Annotated in this window: 16 protein-coding genes; 6 read left to right on the top strand and 10 right to left on the bottom strand. The window is 73.3% G+C overall.

The window, feature by feature from the left end:
• The first annotated feature begins 679 nt into the window (after positions 1-679).
• On the top strand, positions 680-1,678 hold the full coding sequence (trpS, locus tag AB0D29_RS37845) for a tryptophan--tRNA ligase (RefSeq protein ID WP_362860383.1): 999 nt from the start codon (positions 680-682) through the stop codon (positions 1,676-1,678).
• Positions 1,679-1,725: 47 nt separating this feature from the next.
• Here the strand turns inward: trpS and proC are convergent, their stop codons facing one another.
• From proC to AB0D29_RS37820, 5 genes are all read right to left on the bottom strand, one after another.
• Positions 1,726-2,535 carry a pyrroline-5-carboxylate reductase gene (gene proC, locus AB0D29_RS37840; RefSeq protein ID WP_030720587.1) on the bottom strand — a complete coding sequence of 270 codons (810 nt, stop codon included), beginning with the start codon at positions 2,533-2,535 and terminating at the stop codon, positions 1,726-1,728.
• A gap of 102 nt (positions 2,536-2,637) precedes the next feature.
• Positions 2,638-3,375, bottom strand: a complete 738-nt coding sequence (locus AB0D29_RS37835) for an ABC transporter permease (RefSeq protein WP_362860382.1) — start codon at positions 3,373-3,375, stop codon at positions 2,638-2,640.
• Complete coding sequence (locus AB0D29_RS37830; RefSeq protein WP_362860384.1) at positions 3,372-4,166, bottom strand: ABC transporter ATP-binding protein; 795 nt, start codon at positions 4,164-4,166, stop codon at positions 3,372-3,374. The genes AB0D29_RS37835 and AB0D29_RS37830 overlap by 4 nt, the downstream gene beginning before the upstream one ends.
• A 77-nt stretch (positions 4,167-4,243) precedes the next feature.
• Entirely contained in the window at positions 4,244-4,783 is a 540-nt protein-coding gene (locus AB0D29_RS37825) for a hypothetical protein (protein WP_362860381.1), read from the bottom strand.
• 87 nt (positions 4,784-4,870) lie between these two features.
• Complete coding sequence (locus tag AB0D29_RS37820) at positions 4,871-5,173, bottom strand: SH3 domain-containing protein (protein ID WP_362860380.1); 303 nt, start codon at positions 5,171-5,173, stop codon at positions 4,871-4,873.
• 106 nt (positions 5,174-5,279) lie between these two features.
• Here AB0D29_RS37820 and AB0D29_RS37815 point away from each other — a divergent pair, with 106 nt between their 5' ends.
• A complete protein-coding gene (locus AB0D29_RS37815; protein WP_362860379.1) occupies positions 5,280-7,406 on the top strand; it encodes a serine/threonine-protein kinase in 2,127 nt (708 codons plus the stop codon).
• Between the two features lie 64 nt (positions 7,407-7,470).
• On the opposite strand, the gene ilvD is transcribed toward AB0D29_RS37815, so the two are convergent.
• The 3 genes from ilvD to AB0D29_RS37800 all read right to left on the bottom strand — a co-directional run bounded on the left by ilvD (position 7,471) and on the right by AB0D29_RS37800 (position 10,891).
• The gene (ilvD, locus tag AB0D29_RS37810; protein WP_362860378.1) at positions 7,471-9,321 is read right to left on the bottom strand and encodes a dihydroxy-acid dehydratase; all 1,851 of its coding nucleotides are present in this window, start codon (positions 9,319-9,321) and stop codon (positions 7,471-7,473) included.
• Positions 9,322-9,443: 122 nt separating this feature from the next.
• A complete protein-coding gene (locus AB0D29_RS37805) occupies positions 9,444-10,067 on the bottom strand; it encodes a TetR family transcriptional regulator (RefSeq protein ID WP_362860377.1) in 624 nt (207 codons plus the stop codon).
• Positions 10,064-10,891, bottom strand: coding sequence for a sugar phosphate isomerase/epimerase (locus AB0D29_RS37800; protein ID WP_362801419.1), 828 nt, complete (start codon positions 10,889-10,891; stop codon positions 10,064-10,066). Before AB0D29_RS37800 ends, AB0D29_RS37805 begins: the two co-directional genes overlap by 4 nt.
• 265 nt (positions 10,892-11,156) lie before the next feature.
• On the opposite strand from AB0D29_RS37800, the gene AB0D29_RS37795 reads away from it, so the two are divergent.
• On the top strand, positions 11,157-12,269 hold the full coding sequence (locus tag AB0D29_RS37795; protein WP_362860376.1) for an endonuclease/exonuclease/phosphatase family protein: 1,113 nt from the start codon (positions 11,157-11,159) through the stop codon (positions 12,267-12,269).
• Positions 12,270-12,309: 40 nt separating this feature from the next.
• Here the strand turns inward: AB0D29_RS37795 and AB0D29_RS37790 are convergent, their stop codons facing one another.
• Positions 12,310-13,245 carry a Ppx/GppA phosphatase family protein gene (locus AB0D29_RS37790; protein ID WP_362860375.1) on the bottom strand — a complete coding sequence of 312 codons (936 nt, stop codon included), beginning with the start codon at positions 13,243-13,245 and terminating at the stop codon, positions 12,310-12,312.
• A gap of 63 nt (positions 13,246-13,308) precedes the next feature.
• Here AB0D29_RS37790 and AB0D29_RS37785 point away from each other — a divergent pair, with 63 nt between their 5' ends.
• Positions 13,309-14,220, top strand: a complete 912-nt coding sequence (locus tag AB0D29_RS37785) for a hypothetical protein (RefSeq protein ID WP_362860374.1) — start codon at positions 13,309-13,311, stop codon at positions 14,218-14,220.
• A 13-nt stretch (positions 14,221-14,233) separates the two neighbouring features.
• Here the strand turns inward: AB0D29_RS37785 and AB0D29_RS37780 are convergent, their stop codons facing one another.
• Positions 14,234-16,027: a hypothetical protein gene (locus AB0D29_RS37780; RefSeq protein ID WP_362860373.1), complete on the bottom strand. Its 1,794-nt coding sequence runs from the start codon at positions 16,025-16,027 to the stop codon at positions 14,234-14,236.
• A 171-nt stretch (positions 16,028-16,198) separates the two neighbouring features.
• On the opposite strand from AB0D29_RS37780, the gene radA reads away from it, so the two are divergent.
• Positions 16,199-17,614 (top strand): DNA repair protein RadA, encoded by a 1,416-nt coding sequence (radA, locus tag AB0D29_RS37775; RefSeq protein WP_362860372.1) that lies wholly within the window; start codon positions 16,199-16,201, stop codon positions 17,612-17,614.
• A 173-nt stretch (positions 17,615-17,787) separates the two neighbouring features.
• Positions 17,788-18,912 (top strand): DNA integrity scanning diadenylate cyclase DisA, encoded by a 1,125-nt coding sequence (gene disA / locus AB0D29_RS37770; RefSeq protein WP_361769502.1) that lies wholly within the window; start codon positions 17,788-17,790, stop codon positions 18,910-18,912.
• The last annotated feature ends 119 nt before the right edge of the window (positions 18,913-19,031 follow it).

Raw genomic sequence — 19,031 nt, 5'->3', positions numbered from 1 at the left:
TCTCGGGCTTTCCTCCGGGCTTTCGTTCTGTGTTCTTACGTTTCCGACTCTATCAGACTCTTTCGTGTCCGACTTCCTCGGTGCTTTCCAGTTCCGGCGCTTTCGCGCTTTCCCTTTCCGGCGATTCCGACTCTATCAGATCCTTTCGGGCCTGACTCCCAGTCAGCGGGCTTTGCCTCGGGGCTGTTTGGCCCCTTCGGCGAGTGAGACAGTAGCGGATTCCCCGCCCCCGAACCTAATCGGCGGCGGCGTCCTCGGACGCGGATTCCTCATTCGCAAATACGCATGAAAACAAGACGACGGAGTGCGTCGTTCGTTCGAATGTGTAGTGCGGGATGGCTGTCCGGGGACCGACCGGGGTCGACGCTCACTTCGGACAACTCGAAGAACCTTACGGATCGGGCACACCTGTGTCAACCCCCGGCTGACCGGCGACGCGCGGGCTCCCGAAACTCACCCCGTCTTCATCCCCGGCCCTCTACGCTGGGCCCATGACTACGCATGCGCTCACGCTCAGCCTTCGCTGGTGGGCCGCCTGACGGCGGCCGACCTTCCACGCGAGCACGCATGCGCTCACGGCCGCCGCTACGGCGGCCGTTTTTGTTTCTCCCCTCCCGGGAGTGGCTCGGTCGCCCGACGCGGCGGCCCCGACACCACTCACACACAGGGAGAGCAGGACATGACGAGGATCTTCAGCGGGATCAAGCCGACCGGTCATCTGACGCTGGGGAACTACCTGGGGGCCGTACGGCAGTGGGTCGCCACCGACCAGGAGCCGGCCGAGGCGCTGTTCTGCGTCGTCGACCTCCACGCACTGACCGTCGAACACGATCCGGCGCGCGTACGGAGGCTGAGCCGGCAGGCGGCGACGCTGCTGCTCGCCGCCGGACTGGATCCACAGCGGTGCACGCTCTTCGTGCAGAGCCATGTCGACGAGCACACGCGGCTGGCGTACCTCCTGGAGTGCACCGCCACCGACGGGGAGCTGCGGCGGATGATCCAGTACAAGGAGAAGGCGGCGAAGGCGCAGGCCTCCGGAGAGGGCGTACGGCTGTCGCTGCTCACCTATCCCGTGCTGATGGCCGCCGACATCCTGGCGTACGAGGCCCAGGAGGTGCCGGTAGGGGAGGACCAGCGGCAGCACGTGGAGCTGACGCGCGATCTGGCGGTGCGCTTCAACCAGCGGTACGGGCACACCTTCACCGTGCCGAAGGCGACGCTGCCGGCGGTGGCCGCGCGGGTCATGGACCTGCAGGAGCCGACCTCGAAGATGGGGAAGTCCCATGAGAACGGGGCGGGGATCGTCTATCTGCTCGACGAACCCGGGGTCGTGCGCAAGAAGGTGATGCGGGCGGTCACCGACAGCGGGGACGGCGGCGTGGTCTACGACCGGGAGGCGCGGCCCGGGGTCGCGAACCTGCTGGACATCCTGGCGGCGTGCACCGGGGGTGATCCGGCCGGGCTCGCCGACGGGTACAGCGGGTACGGGGCGCTGAAGCGGGATGTCGCCGACGCCGTGGTCGAGCTGTTGCGGCCGGTGCAGGAGCGGCACGCGGAGCTGGTCGGCGATCCGGCGGAGGTGGAGAAGGTGCTGCGGCAGGGCGCCGGGCGGGCCCGGGAGCTGGCGCGGCCGGTGGTGGACCGGGCGTACCGGGCCATCGGGTTGCTGGAGCCGTGACGGGTGGGGGTCCCGCGTGCTGCGGGGCCCCCACCGGTACGGGTGTCTCAGCTGTTGCCGGAGGCGAGCTCGCGGCTGCGGTCGCGAGCCGCTTCGAGGGCGGCGATGAGGGCGGCGCGGACGCCGTGCCGCTCCAGTTCGACGATGGCGTTGATCGTCGTACCGGCCGGGGAGGTGACGGCCTCGCGGAGCTTGACCGGGTGCTCGCCGCTGTCGCGGAGCATGACGGCGGCGCCGATGGCGGCCTGGACGATCAGGTCGTGGGCCTGGGCGCGGGGCAGACCGAGGAGGATGCCGGCGTCGGTCATGGCCTCGACGAGGAAGTAGAAGTACGCGGGGCCTGAGCCGGAGAGGGCGGTGGCCGCGTCCTGCTGGGACTCGGGGACGCGCAGGGTCTTGCCGACGCCGCCGAAGATCTCCTCGGTGTGGGCGAGGTGCTCGGCGGTGGCGTGGCTGCCGGCGGAGATGACGGACATGGCCTCGTCGACGAGGGCGGGGGTGTTCGTCATGACGCGGACGACGGGGGTGCCGGGGCTGAGCCGTTCCTCGAAGAAGGAGGTGGGGATGCCGGCGGCGCCGCTGATGACGAGGCGGTCGGCGGGGACGTGCGGGGCGAGCTCGTCGAGGAGCTTGGCCATGTCCTGGGGCTTGACCGTGAGGATGAGGGTGTCGGCGCGCTTGGCGGCTTCGGCGTTGGAGACGGCCTCGACGCCGTAGCGGGTGCGGAGCTCCTCGGCCCGGTCGGCGCGGCGGGCCGTGACGAGGAGCTTCGAGGCGGGCCAACCGCCGCGGATCATTCCGCTGAGCAGGGCCTCGCCGATCTTGCCGGTACCGAGGACTGCGACTGTCTGGGTCATGCCCGATTCACCTCGCCGAACTGTTCTGTTGCGCGTGGGCTGCGTATACGTCCTCATCCTTGCACCCGGGCGGTGAAGGGGGAGGCGCTGTCCGGAGTGCGGTCAGGGGGTGCGGCGGCGGAGGGTGGCCGCGCCGAGGGCGAGTACGAGCAGGGCGCAGGCGGCGACGATCACGGCGTCGCGGACGAAGTCGGCGGTCATGTCGGTGTGGGTGAGGACCTGGGTCATGCCGTCGACGGCGTAGGACATGGGCAGGACGTCGGAGAGGCCTTCGAGGACGGGGTGCATGGTGTCGCGGGCCGCGAAGAGGCCGCAGAGGAGCAGCTGGGGGAAGATCACCGCCGGCATGAACTGGACGGCCTGGAACTCGGACGCGGCGAAGGCGGAGACGAAGAGGCCGAGGGCCGTGCCGAGGAGGGCGTCGAGGAGGGCTACGAGCAGGAGCAGCCACGGGGAGCCGACGACGTCGAGGCCGAGGAGCCAGAGGGCGAGGCCGGTGGCGAGGAGGGACTGGAGGACGGCGACGGCGCCGAAGGCGAGGGCGTAGCCGGCGATGAGGTCGCCCTTGCCGAGCGGCATGGCGAGGAGGCGTTCGAGGGTGCCGGAGGTGCGCTCGCGCAGGGTGGCGATCGAGGTCACCAGGAACATGGTGATGAGGGGGAAGATCCCGAGGAGGGACGCGCCGATGCTGTCGAAGGTGCGGGCGTCGCCGTCGAAGACGAAGCGCAGCAGCGTGAGCATCAGCACGGGGACCAGGAGCATCAGCGCGATGGAGCGCGGGTCGTGGCGGAGCTGGCGCAGGACGCGGGCGGCGGTGGCGGTGGTGCGGGCACTGTTCACGGCGTCGTCTCCTGGGCGGCGAGTGCGTTGGCTTCGTCGACGAGGCGGAGGAAGCCTTCTTCGACGGTGGCGGAGTGGGTACGGGTGCGCAGGGCGTCGGGGGTGTCCTGGGCGAGGATGCGGCCGCCGCGCATGAGGAGGAGGTCGTGGCAGCGCTCGGCCTCGTCCATCACGTGGGAGGAGACGAGGAGCGTCGCGCCGCGGGTGGCGGCGATGTCGTGGAAGAGGTTCCACAGGTCGCGGCGCAGGACGGGGTCGAGGCCGACGGTGGGTTCGTCGAGGACGAGGAGCTCGGGGGTGCCGAGCAGGGCGACGGCGAGGGAGACGCGGCTGCGCTGGCCGCCGGAGAGGTTCCCGGCGAGGGCGTCGGCGTGGGTGGTGAGGTCGACGTCGGTGATGGCCTGGCGGACGGCTGCGGCGCGGCGGTCGGCGGCGGAGCGGCCGGGGTCGAGGACGGCGGCGAAGTAGTCGAGGTTCTGCCGGACGGTGAGGTCGTCGTAGACGCTGGGCGCCTGGGTGACGTAGCCGATGCGGGAGCGGAGCTCGGGGTGTCCGGCGGGGCGGCCGAGAACGTCGAGGGTGCCGGTGACGTGGGCCTGGGTGCCGACGATGGAGCGCATGAGGGTGGATTTTCCGCAGCCGGAGGGGCCGAGGAGGCCGGTGATGCGGCCGCGGGGGACGTCGAAGGCGATGGAGTCGATGACGCTGCGGGGGGTGCGGCCGGTTCCGCGTCGGACGGTCAGGCCGTGGGCGTGCACGGCTGCCGGGGCTCCCCCGGACTGGTTATTCATCATGTGATGAATAATGCTCCTGGCGGTGCCCGCCGTCAATCGCCCGCACAGAGCGGGATGGGGGCGGGCGGCTCGGGCTACTTCTTGCGCTTGGGGCGGCGGGCGGCCGGGTTCCCCGTACGGGAGCTGCGGCGGCGGGCGAAGTCGGCCCGGGCGCGCTCGTACTCGGCGCGGCGGAGCTTCTCGCCCGGGGCCTCGGCGAGGCAGCGCAGGAAGTACGCGATGAGGGAGCCGATGAAACCGATCGCCTTGAGGCCCTTGAGGGCGGCCTCGTCGGAGGACGGGGCGGGGCGGCGGCTGAAGGAGTCCCAGGTCTTGACGAAGGCGATGGCACTGGCGATCGCGAAGAGGACGACGACCGAGATGCTGAGGAAGGGGCCGACGTTGCCGATCTCCAGGCCCTCGTACGACAGGCGCAGCAGGACGGCGGCGGCGACGGCGGTGACCAGCGAGCCGATCGCGGCGCCGGCGCGGCGCAGGGCGTAGCCGCCGTCGTGGTTCACCCAGGTGGTGCCGAAGAACGGGATCGGCTCGGGCTCGGGACCGGTGGGGCCCGTGGCCTGCGCGGCCGGCTCGGCCGGCTCGGGGGAGGTCTGGTCTCGCTGGTCGTCGCTCACAGCAGCGATTATCTCCCGCCGGGCCGGCCGGGCCGGGTGTGTCTCACGTGTCAGACGGGTCCGTGGTCGGACCCGGCCCGCCACGGTCTAACCGCAGTGGGTGACCACGTAGCCGTCGCTGCCGGTCTTCACGTACGCGTCGGAGACGAACCGGCCGTTGCCGATGCAGTCCCAGATGTCCGTCGTGCCGTACGGGCCCGAGACGGTGGTGCCCTCGCACTGGCAGCGGAGCGTGACGATCGCGCCGAGCGGCAGGACGTCGACGACGGAGTAGTTGGTGCCGGGACCGCTGCGGACGTTCAGCCGGGAACCGGGCGCGACCGGGTACGACGGGTAGCCGGAGCCGGCCGCCAGGCTCTGGACTTGGCTCGAATCGTTCTCCACCGACATGCGAAATCTCCCCCCATGGGCGTTGCCCTGCGCAACTCGCGCAGGGTAGCAGGACCTTGGAGATGCGCAGGGGTCATCGACTAGGCTCCGGCGGGGGTGGTGAGCGGTGCATTCGCTGCGCGCGGACTACGTGGGCTTTCCGGAATACGCCGGGCAGTACCGGCTCGAATCGGTGCTCGGTTCCGGAGGGATGGGCGTCGTCCACCTCGCCACGTCCGGCTCGGGGCTGAAACTCGCCGTCAAGATCGTGCACCCCGAGCACGCGGTGGACGCGGAGTTCCGGGCCCGCTTCCGGCAGGAGGTCGCCGCCGCGCGGCGGGTGAGCGGGGCGTTCACCGCGCCCGTCGTGGACGCCGATCCGGATGCCGAACGTCCGTGGATGGCCACCCTGTTCATCGACGCGCCGACGCTCGCCGAACGGGTACGGGAACAGGTGCTGGACCCCGTCGAACTGGCCCGGCTCGCCGCCGGTCTGGCCGAGGCGCTGCGGGACATCCACCGGGCCGGAGTGGTGCACCGGGACCTGAAGCCCAGCAACGTGCTGATGGCCCCGGACGGGGTGCGGGTCATCGACTTCGGGATCTCGCGGCCGGCGGACAGCGACCTGCGGACCGAGACGGGCAAGCTGATCGGCACTCCGCCGTACATGGCGCCCGAGCAGTTCCAGCGGCCGCGGGACGTGGGGACGGCCGCGGACGTCTTCGCCCTGGGCGCCGTACTGGTGCACGCGGCCACGGGACACGGGCCGTTCGACTCGGACAGCCACTACCTGGTGGCGTACCAGGTGGTGCACAGCGAGCCGGATCTGACCGGGCTGCCGCCGCAGCTCGCGGGTCTCGTCGCCCGGTGCCTGGCGAAGGAACCGGCGGAGCGGCCCACCGCCGAGGAACTGATCGCCGAGATGCGGGCGCTCGCGTACCCGACCGCCGAGGACACCCAGGCCTTCATCCCCCGGCCGCGCCGGCCCGACGAGGCCGAGCTGCTCACCCACCGGAGGGAGCGGATCGCCACCGGGCCGGGGGCCCCGCGCCGGCGGCGGGTCCGGCTGGCGGTGGGGGCCGGGGTCGGGCTGTTGCTCGTGGGCGCGGCGGTCGGCGGGTACGTGCGGTTCGGGACGGCGACCGGGTCGCCCGCCCAGATCGCCGCGAAGGCGGATCCGGTGCCGCAGAAGACCTTCGCCCCGTGGACGGTCCCCCTGGGCGCGCCCGGCACGGGCAGCCGGATCGGGGCCTGTTCCTGGCAGGCGGCGGCCCTCTACTGCGCCGGACCGGGCCTCGCCGCGACCCGGCTCGACCCCGCGGACGGTTCGGTGGTGTGGGCGGTGGAGGCGACCGCGCCCGCGAAGGGGACGACGGCCGTGAGCGCGCCGCTGCACGCGGGCGGGCAGGTCCTCGTCGTGGTGCCGGGCAGTGAGACGCTCCGGGCGCTGGACCCGGGCACGGGGACGGAGCGCTGGCGGCACAAGCTCCCGGACGGCTCGCAGGTGGTGGCCGCGGGCGGGCAGGTGCTGCTCGTGGGGACGACGGGCAGCGTCACCGCACTGGACGCCGCGAACGGCACGCCCCGCTGGACCCGGCAGATCGGCGGGGTCGGATCCGTGTGGTGGACCGGTGGCGGACCCGAAGGGGGAACGCCCGGACTGTACGTGGCGACGCCCGAGGGCACCGGCGGGTCCACGCAGCTCGCCGCGGTCGACCCGGCGAGCGGGACGGTGGGCCGGCAGCTCCGCACGGCGGGCCGGCTGCGGCCGGTCGGCGCCGCGCACGGCGGGCTGTACCTGATGGATCTCGACGCGTCCTCCAGGACGACCGCCGTCGTGCGCGCCGACCTCGCGGCGGGCACAGTGCAGCGGGTGCGGCTGGCGGCTCCGCTGTTCGACGCGGAGGCGACGGTGGACCAGGACGGGGTCACGTACCTGTCCGGAACCTCCGGTTCGCTGGTCGCGGTCGGCACCGCCAAGGAGGAGTGGCGGCTGGAGACGGGCGTGACGGTGGCCTCCCGGCCGGTGGTCGCCGACGGCCGGGTGTTCCTGACGGCGCCGGACGGGCGGCTGCTGGCCGTCGACGCGGGAAACGGCCGGCCGGCGGGCCAGACCAGGCCGAGGATGGCCGACGGCGGCAACACGTACGCGTCCACGCTGCCCGCGCCCGTCGTCGGGGGCGGGCGGGTGTTCGGGGGCGCGCCCGACGGGTCGGTGTTCGCGGTGGCGGCGGGGGATCCGGGCGCGTGGTGAGAAGGCGGCGCCCCCGCACCGGAGGGTGCGGGGGCGCCGTCGGGGTCGGTCGGTGTCAGCCCTGTCAGCCCAGGCGGGTGACGTCGCGGACCGCGCCCTTGTCGGCGCTGGTGGCCATGGCGGCGTAGGCGCGCAGGGCCGCGGAGACCTTGCGCTCACGGTTCTTCGGGGCGTAGATGCCGCCGAGGGCCTGGTGGCGGGCCGCCAGCTCCGCTTCGGGGACGAGGAGCTCGATCGAGCGGTTCGGGATGTCGATGCGGATCCGGTCGCCGTCCTCGACGACCGCGATGTCGCCGCCCGAGGCCGCCTCCGGGGAGGCGTGGCCGATGGACAGGCCCGAGGTGCCGCCGGAGAAGCGGCCGTCGGTCACGAGGGCGCAGACCTTGCCGAGGCCACGGCCCTTGAGGAAGGAGGTCGGGTAGAGCATCTCCTGCATGCCGGGGCCGCCGCGCGGGCCCTCGTAGCGGATGACGACGACGTCGCCGGCCTTGATCTCCTTGCGCAGGATCTTGTCGACGGCCTCGTCCTGGGACTCGCAGACGACCGCCGGGCCCTCGAAGGTCCAGATCGACTCGTCGACGCCGGCCGTCTTGACGACGCAGCCGTCGACGGCGATGTTGCCGCGCAGGACGGCGAGGCCGCCGTCCTTGGAGTACGCGTGCTGCACGGAGCGGATGCAGCCGCCCTCGGCGTCGAGGTCGAGGGTGTCCCAGCGCTCGGACTGGGAGAAGGCGGTGGCGGAGCGCTTGCAGCCGGGTGCCGCGTGCCACAGCTCCATGGCCGTGCCGGAGGCCGTTCCGGAGCGGGCGTCCCACTTGGCGAGCCAGTCCTCCAGGCCCTCCGAGTGGACCGTGGTGACGTCCTTGTTGAGGAGGCCGCCGCGGTGCAGTTCGCCGAGGATGGCGGGGATGCCGCCGGCGCGGTGGATGTCCTCCATGTAGTACGTGCCGCCGGGCGCCACGTTCGGGGCGACCTTGGCCAGGCACGGGACGCGGCGGGAGACGGCGTCGATGTCGGTGAGGTCGTACTCCAGGCCCGCCTCCTGGGCGGCGGCGAGGAGGTGGAGGATCGTGTTCGTGGAGCCGCCCATCGCGATGTCGAGGGCCATGGCGTTCTCGAAGGCCTCGCGGGTGGCGATGTTGCGCGGCAGGACCGACTCGTCGCCGTCCTCGTAGTACCGCTTGGTGATCTCGACGACCGTGCGGCCGGCGTCCTCGTACAGGGCGCGGCGGGCGGTGTGCGTGGCGAGGACCGAGCCGTTGCCGGGGAGGGCGAGGCCGATGGCCTCGGCGAGGCAGTTCATCGAGTTGGCGGTGAACATGCCGCTACAGGAGCCGCAGGTGGGACAGGCGTTCTCCTCGATGCGCAGCACGTCCTCGTCGGAGACGTTCTCGTTGGAGGCGTCGACCATGGCGTCGATCAGGTCGAGCTTGCGGACGGTGCCGTCGACGAGGATGGCCTGGCCGGCCTCCATCGGGCCGCCGGAGACGAAGACGACGGGGATGTTGAGGCGCATGGCGGCCATCAGCATGCCCGGGGTGATCTTGTCGCAGTTGGAGATGCAGATCAGGGCGTCGGCGCAGTGCGCCTCGACCATGTACTCGACCGAGTCCGCGATCAGGTCGCGGGAGGGCAGGGAGTACAGCATGCCGCCGTGGCCCATGGCGATGCCGTCGTCGACCGCGATGGTGTTGAACTCGCGCGGGATGGCACCGGCGGCGCGGATGGCGTCGGAGACGATCCGGCCGACGGGGGCGAGGTGGGTGTGGCCCGGCACGAACTCGGTGAAGGAGTTGGCGACCGCGATGATCGGCTTGCCGATGTCCTCGCTCGCTACGCCCGACGCGCGCATCAGCGCACGAGCGCCTGCCATGTTGCGGCCGTGGGTGACGGTGCGGGACCTCAGCTCGGGCATGCGGTTTCACTCCCCATGAGTGCGGCTGTACGGTCAGCCGCGACTGCGGATATGGCTCAGATACGAGGCTACGCCCACTGCCCGCGATCCGGACGCCGCGTCCGCATGACGGGACGACGGGCTCACTCTTCGGTCAGGTACCGCTGCAGCGTGGGGGCCACGAGTGCCACGATGTCCTCCGCGTCCGCGGAGGCCAGCGGCTCGACCCGGACGACGTAGCGCAGGATCGCGATGCCGACCATGTGGGAGGCGGCGAGCTCGGCGCGGAACGTCGGGTCGGGCACGTCGAGGTCGGCGGCGACCCGCTCCAGGACCCGCCGCAGCACCAGCCCGCGCAGCACCTTCGCGGCGGCCTCGTGGGTGAGGGCGGACCGGATCACCGCGAGCAGCGGGGCCCGGGTGACGGGGTTCTCCCAGACGCCGAGGAAGTACCTGGCCAGCCGCTCGCCGATGCCGTCGGGGCCGCTGCCGACGATCGCGGGGACCACGAGGGCCGGCTCCAGGCTCATCTCGATGGCGGCGGCGAAGAGGTCGTCCTTGCTGCCGAAGTAGTGGTGGACCAGCGCCGGGTCCACCCCCGCCACCTTCGCGACGCCGCGTACGGACGTCTTGTCGTACCCGCGCTCCGCGAACACCTCGCGGGCGGCCAGCCGGATCCGCTCCTGGGTGCCGGGCCCGTCGTCGGCCTCGTCCTGCCGCGGCCGGCCGGGCCCGCGGCGGCGCGGCTTCTCCGCTCCCGTCGTCATGCCCGCCGCGCCCCGTCCCGGGTGGCGGTGGCGAGGTGCAGCCGCGTGAAGGCCAGCGCCTCGGCGAGGTCGGCCTCGCGCTCGGCGGAGGACATCGCCCGCCGCGTGTTCACCTCGATCACCACATGGCCGTCGAACGAGGTCCGGGCGAGCCGCTCCAGCAGCTCGGCGCAGGGCTGCGTGCCCCGCCCAGGGACCAGGTGCTCGTCCTTCGCCGAACCGTTTCCGTCGGCGAGGTGGACGTGCGCGAGCCGCTCGCCCATCCGGTCGATCATCGCGGTGGCGTCCGTACGGGCGGTGGCGGTGTGCGACAGGTCGACGGTGAAGTGCCGGTAGTCGTCCTTGGTCACGTCCCACTCGGGTGCGTACGCGAGCATCTCGCGGTCGCGGTAGCGCCAGGGGTACATGTTCTCCACGGCGAACCGGACGTCCGTCTCGTCGGCCATCCGCCAGATGCCGGTGACGAAGTCCCGCGCGTACTGGCGCTGCCACCGGAACGGCGGGTGCACGACGACGGTGGACGCGCCGAGCCGCTCGGCCGCCGCCTGCGCCCGCTGCAGCTTGGTCCACGGATCGGTGGACCACACGCGCTGGGTGATCAGCAGACACGGCGCGTGCACGGCGAGGATCGGCACCTGGTGGTGGTCCGAAAGCCGGCGCAGGGCGTCGACGTCCTGACTGACCGGGTCCGTCCAGACCATGACCTCCACGCCGTCGTACCCGAGGCGCGCGGCGATCTCGAAGGCGGTCGCCGTCGACTCCGGATAGACGGAGGCGGTGGAGAGGGCGACTTTCGCGGTCGGGACGCGGACTGGTTCTGCCACGGAGACAGGGTACGGGGCCGACGCCCGCCCGGTACGTGACGGCCGCCACCCCGGGCCGGACCGGGCCCGGCCGGTGGCCGGTCTCGGCCCACGGCGCACGCCCCCGGCGGAACCGGACACCCCGCGGGCCGGGCCCGGGTGAAGGCCGCCGCGCGGCTCGCCTAGGCCGCCCGGCCCACAGCTGGATCGCGACGCCCCGTCAACCGTCTTAGGTTTCGGCCAAGATGCGGGCGTTCGCCCGCTTTTCACCGAGAGGGCTGCCCGCATGACTCGCCGTTGGCTCACATCCGCCCTGTGCGCGCTCGCGCTGCTCGCACCCGGATCGCTCGGCACGGCCTCGGCCGCCGAGGGGGGCCGGACCCCCTTGCGGGTCACGACCCGCAACCTCCACCTGGGCGCCGACCTCGCGCCCGTCCTCGCCGCCACCACCCCGCAGGGGCTCGTCGCCGCGGTGACCGCGGTCTGGTCGAGCGTCCGGGCGACGGACTTCACGGAGCGCGCCGAGGCACTGGCCGACGAGATCGCCGAGAGCGAGCCCCACCTCGTGGGCCTCCAGGAAGCGGTGCTGTGGCGCAGCCAGACGCCGGCCGGGCCGGGCGGCGCCACCCACGTCGAGTACGACTTCCTGCGGATCCTCCTCGACGAGCTCGCCGCCCGCGGCAAGCACTACGCCGCCGTGGCGAGCGTGACCGTCGGCGGGGACTTCGAGGCCCCCCGCTCCACGCCCGCCGGCCTCCAGGACATCCGCCTCACCGACCGCGACGTGCTCCTGGCCCGCACCGACCTGCCCGCTCGCGCCTTCTCCGTGGCCAACGCGCAGGCCGCCCGGTTCCGCGACCACGTGTCCGTCTGCCGGCCGGCGCCGGGCTGCCCGCCCGGTCCGGCCCTCAAGATCGAGCGCGGCTGGGTCTCGGCCGACGTCACGCTCCGCGACCGCACCGCCCGGGTGGTGAGCACCCGTCTCGAACCCGCCGCCCCCGCCGTCCAGGAAGCACAGGCCGCCGAACTGCTCGCGGGGCCGCTGGACACCAAGCTCCCCACCGTGCTGCTCGGTGACCTCAACTCGGCGGCCGGCGGGGTCGGCGCGACGCCGGCGACCGCCACCCGGAGCTACGACCGCCTCCTGGCCGCCGGTTTCCAGGACGTCTGGACCGCCAACCGGCACCGCCCCCGCACCCCCGGCTTCACCTGCTGCCGGGCCCCCGAGCTGCGCAACGCCGCCTCCGGCCTCACGCAGCGCATCGACTACGTCCTCTTCCGCGGCAAGATCAACGCGCTGACGGCCGATCTGGTCGGCGAGACCCCGGCCGACCGCACCCCCTCGGGCCTGTGGCCGTCCGACCACGCCGGCGTCACGAGCGCGCTCCGGCTGGGCTGACCTCCCCCGGGCCCGGGCCTTGCCCAGGCCCGGACAGGACCTAGGATCCCGTCGGCATGTGGTCCAGCCTGCGGAGGATCACGCCCTCGCGCAGGGCCCAGGGGCAGATCTCCAGCTCGTCGACGCCGAAGAGGTCCATCGCGCCCTCCGCGACGAGCGCACCCGCCAGCAGCTGGTTCGCCCGGCCCTCCGAGACACCCGGGAGGGCCGAGCGCTGGGTCGTGGTCATCGCCGCCAGGCGGGGGACCCACTCCTCCAGGGACTTGCGGCTCAGGTCCCGCTGCACGTACAGACCCTCCGCCGAGCGGGCCGCACCCGCGATGCGGGCCAGCTGCTTGAAGGTCTTGGACGTGGCCACCACGTGGTCCGGGACCCCGAAGCGGCTGAACTCGCCGACCGTGCGGGCGATCTCCGCCCGCACGTGCCGCCGTAGCGCCCGGATGTCCAGTGCGTCCGGCGGGTCGCCCGGGAGCCAGCCCGAGGTGAGGCGGCCCGCGCCCAGCGGCAGCGAGACGGCCGCGTCCGGGTCCTCGTCGATGCCGTACGCGATCTCCAGCGAGCCGCCGCCGATGTCCAGGACCAGCAGCTTCCCGGCGGACCAGCCGAACCAGCGGCGGGCCGCCAGGAAGGTCAGCCGGGCCTCGTCCTCGCCGCTCAGCACCGGCAGGTCGACGCCCGTCTCGGCCTTGATCCGCGCCAGGACCTCGTCCGCGTTCGTGGCCTCGCGTACGGCACTGGTCGCGAAGGGGAGGACGTCCTCGCACCCCTTGTCCTCGGCGGCCTGCACCGCGTCGGAGATCACCGAAACGAGGCGCTCCACGCCGTCGGGGGTGACGGCGCCGCCCTCGTCGAGGAGCTCCGCCAGCCGCATGTCCACCTTGTGCGAGTGCGCCGGCTGCGGGCGCGCGCCGGGGTGCGCGTCCACCACCAGGAGATGGACCGTGTTCGAACCCACATCAAGGACACCGAGTCTCATAGGGGGAAACGCTACTGCGAGGAACGCTCGGGGGTTGTGTAAGGGGCGCTTAGGCTTGGGTTTGTGCCAAATACGAAGAAGGCCAACAAGACCCGGTCGCAGAAGGACACGGGCAAGGACCCTGCCAGGGACCCTGCAAAGGACACCGCCAAGGGCAAGAACGCCGGCGCCAAGAACGCCGGGGGCAAGAGCGGCGGCGCCAAGAACGGCAAGGGCAAGCCCCCCGTCGTCTCCGACGAGAAGGGCCTCGACTTCCCCCGGGCCTGGGTGGAGTTCCCCGACCCCGCCGACGACGAGCAGATCTTCCGCTGCGACCTGACCTGGCTGACCTCCCGCTGGACCTGCATCTTCGGCAGCGGCTGCCAGGGCATCCAGGCGGGCCGGGCGGACGACGGCTGCTGCACGCTCGGCGCGCACTTCTCCGACGAGGACGACGAGAAGCGCGTCGCGCAGCACGTGGCCCGGCTGACGCCCGAGCTGTGGCAGTTCCACGACGTCGGCAGTGAGAGCGGCTGGACCCAGCACGACGACGACGGGGAGAAGCAGACCCGCCGCTGGGACGGCGCGTGCATCTTCCTGAACCGGCCGGGGTTCCCCGCCGGGGCCGGGTGCTCGCTGCACATCCTGGCGCTGAAGAGCGGCCAGGAACCGCTGGAGACCAAGCCCGACGTCTGCTGGCAGCTGCCGATCCGCCGGACGTACGACTGGATCGAACGGCCCGACGACACCCGCGTGCTCCAGGTGTCGATCGGTGAGTACGACCGCCGCGGCTGGGGTCCCGGCGGCCACGACCTGCACTGGTGGTGTACGTCGGCCACCTCCGCGCACGGCGCCGGGGACCCGGTGTACGTGTCGTACCGCGCCGAGCTGACGGAGCTCATGGGCAAGGAGGGGTACGAGGCGCTCGTGAAGCTGTGCGAGGCGCGGCTGGCGTCCCTGCTGCCGATGGCCCCGCACCCGGCGGACCCGGTCTGACCGGCGTGAGCGGCTAGCCCGGGGAGCCCGACGGCCCCGGGTCCGGCCCCGGGGAAACCGTTCCGCCTGAGCCGTCCGGCGGCGTCGCGGTCGGCGTGGGCGTCGGGGACGGCGGCGGGATCGTCGGCTCGGTGGGCGTCGGGGTCGGCGTGGGCGGCTGCGTCGGGTCCGGGGTCGGCGACGGGGGCTGCGTCGGGTCCGGCGCGGGCGTCGGGGTCGCCGCGGGGCGGCCGCGGCCCTGGATGGAGACCACCGCGCCGCTCGGATCGACCCCGACCCGGGCCGTCCAGGCGCCCACGGGCTGGGCGTCGGGATCCACTGCGATCCGCAGGGTGACCGATTCTCCGGGGGCCAGCGTGCCCGCGGTGCGGCTCGCGCGCAGCCACGGCGCGTCGGACCAGAGCCGCCAGTCCACCGGGGCGCCGCCGGAGGCGGTGAGGGTGAGCAGTGTGAGGGAGCCGCGGGAGGACGCGGCGACGGAGAGGTGGCCTGCGTGGGCTCCGGCGTGGTCGGCTCCGGCCGGCGGGCCGGTGCTGATCACCTCGACGGAGACGTCGGAGTCGGCGCTGCTCTGGGCGAAGCCGGGGCCGCCGGTGGTGCTGGCGGCGTTGCCGGTGTTCTCGTACGCCGTCAGCGGGCGGCCGTCGGTCCGTGCCGTCGGGAGTTCGGACTCGCTGGCGGAGATGCGGGTGGAGTCCCCGCCGACGGGCTCGCCCGTGCTGGGGGCGCCGCGGTACGCCGCCCACAGCGCCAGCACCGGGGCGGCGACGACGGTGGCGACGACGGTCGTGGTCACCGCCCGGGCGCGCAGCCGGTCGCGGCGGGCCGCGCGGTCCCTGGGGTCCATCGGGAAACCGGTGCGGTCGAAGCGCGGGCCCGGCCTGCGGCCGCGGCCCCGGCCGGAGCGGAGCATCGCCGCGTGGACGGCGGTGCGGGGGGCGGGTACGAGCGGCAGCGCGGCGGTGTTGATGCCGCCGGAGCCGGGCCAGGGGGCGGCGACGCCCACGCGTTCGGCGACGCGGCGGCACCGGGGGCAGTCGTCGACGTGGCGGACGAGTTCGGCGCGCAGGGTGCTGGACAGCAGCACGTTGCCGCCGCCGTCGCCCTCTCCGTCGTCGCCCGTGAGCAGGGAGACGGCGGAGCAGTTCCCGGTCTCCACGACGGCGAGCGCGGCGCGGGTGCGCTCCACCTCGCAGGCGGCGCCGGACAGGAGCTCGCGGGCGGTGGCCGGGGGCGTGCCGAGGACGGCGGCGAGCTCGGGGACGCCGAGGCGGTGGCGGACGGCGAGTTCGAGGGCCTCGCGCTGCGCGGGGGTGGTGCCGGCGGCCTCGGGCCAGGCGAGCCGGGCCAGTTCGGTACGGCGGTAGGCGTGCACGTCAACGGGCCGGTGGGCCTCCGGGGCGCGTCCTGCGTCCGGGGCGGCCCCCGGGTCCGTGTCACCACCCGGCGCACGGTTGCGCTCGATGTGCTCCGGCGCACGCCGGGCGGAATGCGCTCCCTGCCGGGTGCGCCGTTGCTCTGCCAGCCGGCGCAGACAGCCCCAGCGGGCCAGCGCGTAGAGCCAGGCCCGCCGGTCCCCCTCGTCGGGGCAGCGGCCGGGGTGCCGCTCGGCCACGGCGAGGACGTCGCCCAGCACGTCGGTGGCGGTGTCGTGGTCGCACAGGACCGACAGGCAGTACGTGAACAGACCGTCCAGGTAAGGCTCGTGCCGGAAGGGGGGCGGCTGCTCCCCCTCGCTGTGCGTGCGCCCGTGCGCCCGGTGTGCGCCGGGGTGCGCTGAGGGGTGTGCCTGGTTGCTGCTGTTCACCTGGCGACCGTAGGCGGCGCGCCGGTGGCGCCCTGGAAGCCTTCCCCACTTTTAGCCCTTACGGGTGAACAGATCGGTGGTCCGCTGACGTGGCCCCTGACGTGGGAGGGCTCCGGCGGCCGCCGGAGCCCTCCCACCGCTTTGTCGGTGCGGGCGGCTACCGTGAGCGGCATGGCTGCCCGCACCGCTCGTTCATCCGCCAAGGACCGGCCGTCCTACCGCTGCTCCGAGTGCGGGTACACCACCGCCAAGTGGCTCGGTCGCTGCCCCGAGTGCCAGGCCTGGGGGACCGTCGAGGAGATGGGCGGCGCACCCGCCGTGCGGACCACCGCCGCCGGGCGGGTCTCCGCGCCCGCCCTGCCGATCGGCCAGGTCGACGGCCGGACGGCGACCGCGCGCAGCACCGGCGTGGACGAGCTGGACCGCGTCCTCGGCGGCGGGCTCGTGCCCGGCGCCGTGGTGCTGCTCGCCGGCGAGCCCGGCGTCGGGAAGTCGACGCTGCTGCTGGACGTCGCGGCGAAGGCGGCGAGCGACGAGCACCGCACGCTGTACGTGACGGGCGAGGAGTCGGCCAGCCAGGTGCGGCTGCGCGCCGACCGGATCAACGCCCTCAGCGATCACCTGTACCTGGCCGCCGAGACCGACCTGTCCGCCGTCCTCGGGCACCTCGACGCCGTGAAGCCCTCCCTGCTGATCCTGGACTCCGTACAGACGGTCGCCTCCCCCGAGATCGACGGCGCGCCCGGCGGCATGGCCCAGGTGCGCGAGGTGGCCGGGGCGCTGATCCGGGCCTCCAAGGAACGCGGGATGTCCACCCTCCTCGTCGGCCACGTGACCAAGGACGGGGCGATCGCCGGCCCCCGGCTGCTGGAGCACCTCGTCGACGTCGTCCTGAGCTTCGAGGGCGACCGGCACGCCCGGCTGCGGCTGGTGCGCGGCATCAAGAACCGGTACGGCGCCACCGACGAGGTCGGCTGCTTCGAGCTGCACGACGAGGGGATCACCGGACTCGCCGACCCGAGCGGGCTGTTCCTGACCCGGCGCGCCGAGGCCGTCCCGGGCACGTGCCTGACCGTGACGCTGGAGGGCAAGCGTCCGCTGGTCGCCGAGGTACAGGCGCTCACCGTGGACTCGCAGATCCCCTCCCCCCGGCGCACCACCTCGGGCCTGGAGACCTCGCGCGTCTCGATGATGCTGGCGGTGCTGGAGCAGCGCGGCCGGATCACGGCGCTCGGCAAGCGCGACATCTACAGCGCGACCGTGGGCGGGGTGAAGCTGACCGAGCCGGCCGCCGACCTGGCGATCGCGCTCGCCCTGGCCTCCGCCGCCAGCGACGTACCGCTCCCGAAGAACCTCGTGGCGATCGGCGAGGTCGGTCTGGCCGGCGAGGTGCGGCGGGTGACCGGCGTGCAGCGGCGCCTCGCCGAGGCGCACCGGCTCGGCTTCACGCACGCGCTGGTCCCGGCGGATCCGGGGAAGGTCCCGGCCGGGATGAAGGTGATCGAGGTGGCCGACATGGGCGATGCGCTCCGGGTGCTGCCGCGCGGGCGCTCCCGTACGCCGGCCAAGGAGCGGGCCACCGACTGACGGGGCAGCGGCCCTGGTCAGGGGGTCCGTACGGGGCCCCCGCAAGCCGTACCTGGCCAAGCCACGGCGGGGCCGCAGCGCGCGCCGGTAGACTTTGGGCTGGTCCGCCCGGCCGTACGCACGTCCTCGTGCCCGCGGCGCGGGGCGGCGCAACCCGCGACCGGAGGAGTGCAGTGGCAGCCAAGGACGGGGCAGCAGCATCCGGCAAGTCGGGCGCGAGCTCCAAGCAGGAGGCCATGATGCGCGCCTCGCTGAGCGCGGTCGCACCTGGTCAGCCGCTGCGTGACGGCTTGGAGCGGATCGTCCGCGGCAACACCGGCGGGCTCATCGTCCTCGGCATGGACAAGTCCGTCGAGGCCATGTGCACCGGTGGTTTCGTCCTGGACGTGGAGTTCACCGCGACCCGGCTGCGGGAGCTGTGCAAGCTCGACGGCGCGCTCATCCTCGACAAGGACATCACCAAGATCCTGCGGGCCGGTGTGCAGCTGGTGCCGGACGCGTCGATCCCGACGGAGGAGACGGGCACGCGCCACCGCACGGCGGACCGCGTCTCCAAGCAGTGCGGCTTCCCCGTGGTCTCCGTCTCGCAGTCGATGCGGCTGATCGCGCTGTACGTGGACGGCGAGCGGCGGGTCCTGGAGGAGTCCGGGGCGATCCTGTCGCGGGCGAACCAGGCGCTGGCCACGCTGGAGCGGTACAAGCTGCGCCTCGACGAGGTCGCGGGCACGTTGTCGGCGCTGGAGATCGAGGACCTGGTCACGGTCCGCGACGTGACGGCGGTCGCGCAGCGGCTGGAAATGGTCCGCCGGATCGCGACCGAGATCGCCGAGTACGTGGTCGAACTGGGCACGGACGGGCGACTGCTGTCGCTGCAGCTGGACGAGCTGACGGTGGGCATCGAGCAGGAGCGGGAGCTGGTCATCCGGGACTACGTGCCGGAGCCGACGGCGAAGCGTTCCCGCACGGTGGACGAGGCGCTGGCGGAACTGGACGCGCTGACCCACCCGGAGCTGCTGGAACTGGCGATCGTGGCGAAGGCGCTGGGGTACACGGGCTCGCCCGAGACCCTGGACTCGGCGGTGTCGCCCCGCGGCTACCGGCTGCTGGCGAAGGTGCCGAGGCTGCCGGGCGCGATCATCGAGCGGCTCGTGGAGCACTTCGGCGGACTGCAGAAGCTGCTCGCCGCGAGCGTCGACGACCTGCAGACGGTGGACGGCGTCGGCGAGGCGCGTGCGCGCAGCGTCCGCGAAGGCCTGTCCCGCCTGGCGGAATCCTCGATCCTCGAACGCTACGTGTAGCCGGGGCTCCGCCCCACCCGCCCCGCCTTTTTCAGCCCCGCCGGCGTTTGAGGCGCGCCGCTGCGGCCCAGGGTGGCCAGGTCCTCGCCGGGCGGCATCGGGGTGGCCTGCTGGGCGAT

Origin of the sequence: Streptomyces sp. NPDC048424, from assembly GCF_040651555.1 — a bacterium.
GTDB lineage: Bacteria > Actinomycetota > Actinomycetes > Streptomycetales > Streptomycetaceae > Streptomyces.
Note: the sequence above shows the minus strand (reverse complement) of the source record. Positions and strands in the feature narration are given on the sequence as shown.

What these genes read in the sequence shown, in the direction of transcription:
- AB0D29_RS37790 (WP_362860375.1), bottom strand. Translation starts at nt 13,245, where the DNA reads ATGAGACTCGGTGTCCTTGATGTGGGTTCGAACACGGTCCATCTCCTG.
- AB0D29_RS37820 (WP_362860380.1), bottom strand. Translation starts at nt 5,173, where the DNA reads ATGTCGGTGGAGAACGATTCGAGCCAAGTCCAGAGCCTGGCGGCCGGC.
- AB0D29_RS37830 (WP_362860384.1), bottom strand. Translation starts at nt 4,166, where the DNA reads ATGAATAACCAGTCCGGGGGAGCCCCGGCAGCCGTGCACGCCCACGGC.
- radA (WP_362860372.1), top strand. Translation starts at nt 16,199, where the DNA reads ATGGCTGCCCGCACCGCTCGTTCATCCGCCAAGGACCGGCCGTCCTAC.
- trpS (WP_362860383.1), top strand. Translation starts at nt 680, where the DNA reads ATGACGAGGATCTTCAGCGGGATCAAGCCGACCGGTCATCTGACGCTG.
- proC (WP_030720587.1), bottom strand. Translation starts at nt 2,535, where the DNA reads ATGACCCAGACAGTCGCAGTCCTCGGTACCGGCAAGATCGGCGAGGCC.
- AB0D29_RS37805 (WP_362860377.1), bottom strand. Translation starts at nt 10,067, where the DNA reads ATGACGACGGGAGCGGAGAAGCCGCGCCGCCGCGGGCCCGGCCGGCCG.
- AB0D29_RS37795 (WP_362860376.1), top strand. Translation starts at nt 11,157, where the DNA reads ATGACTCGCCGTTGGCTCACATCCGCCCTGTGCGCGCTCGCGCTGCTC.
- ilvD (WP_362860378.1), bottom strand. Translation starts at nt 9,321, where the DNA reads ATGCCCGAGCTGAGGTCCCGCACCGTCACCCACGGCCGCAACATGGCA.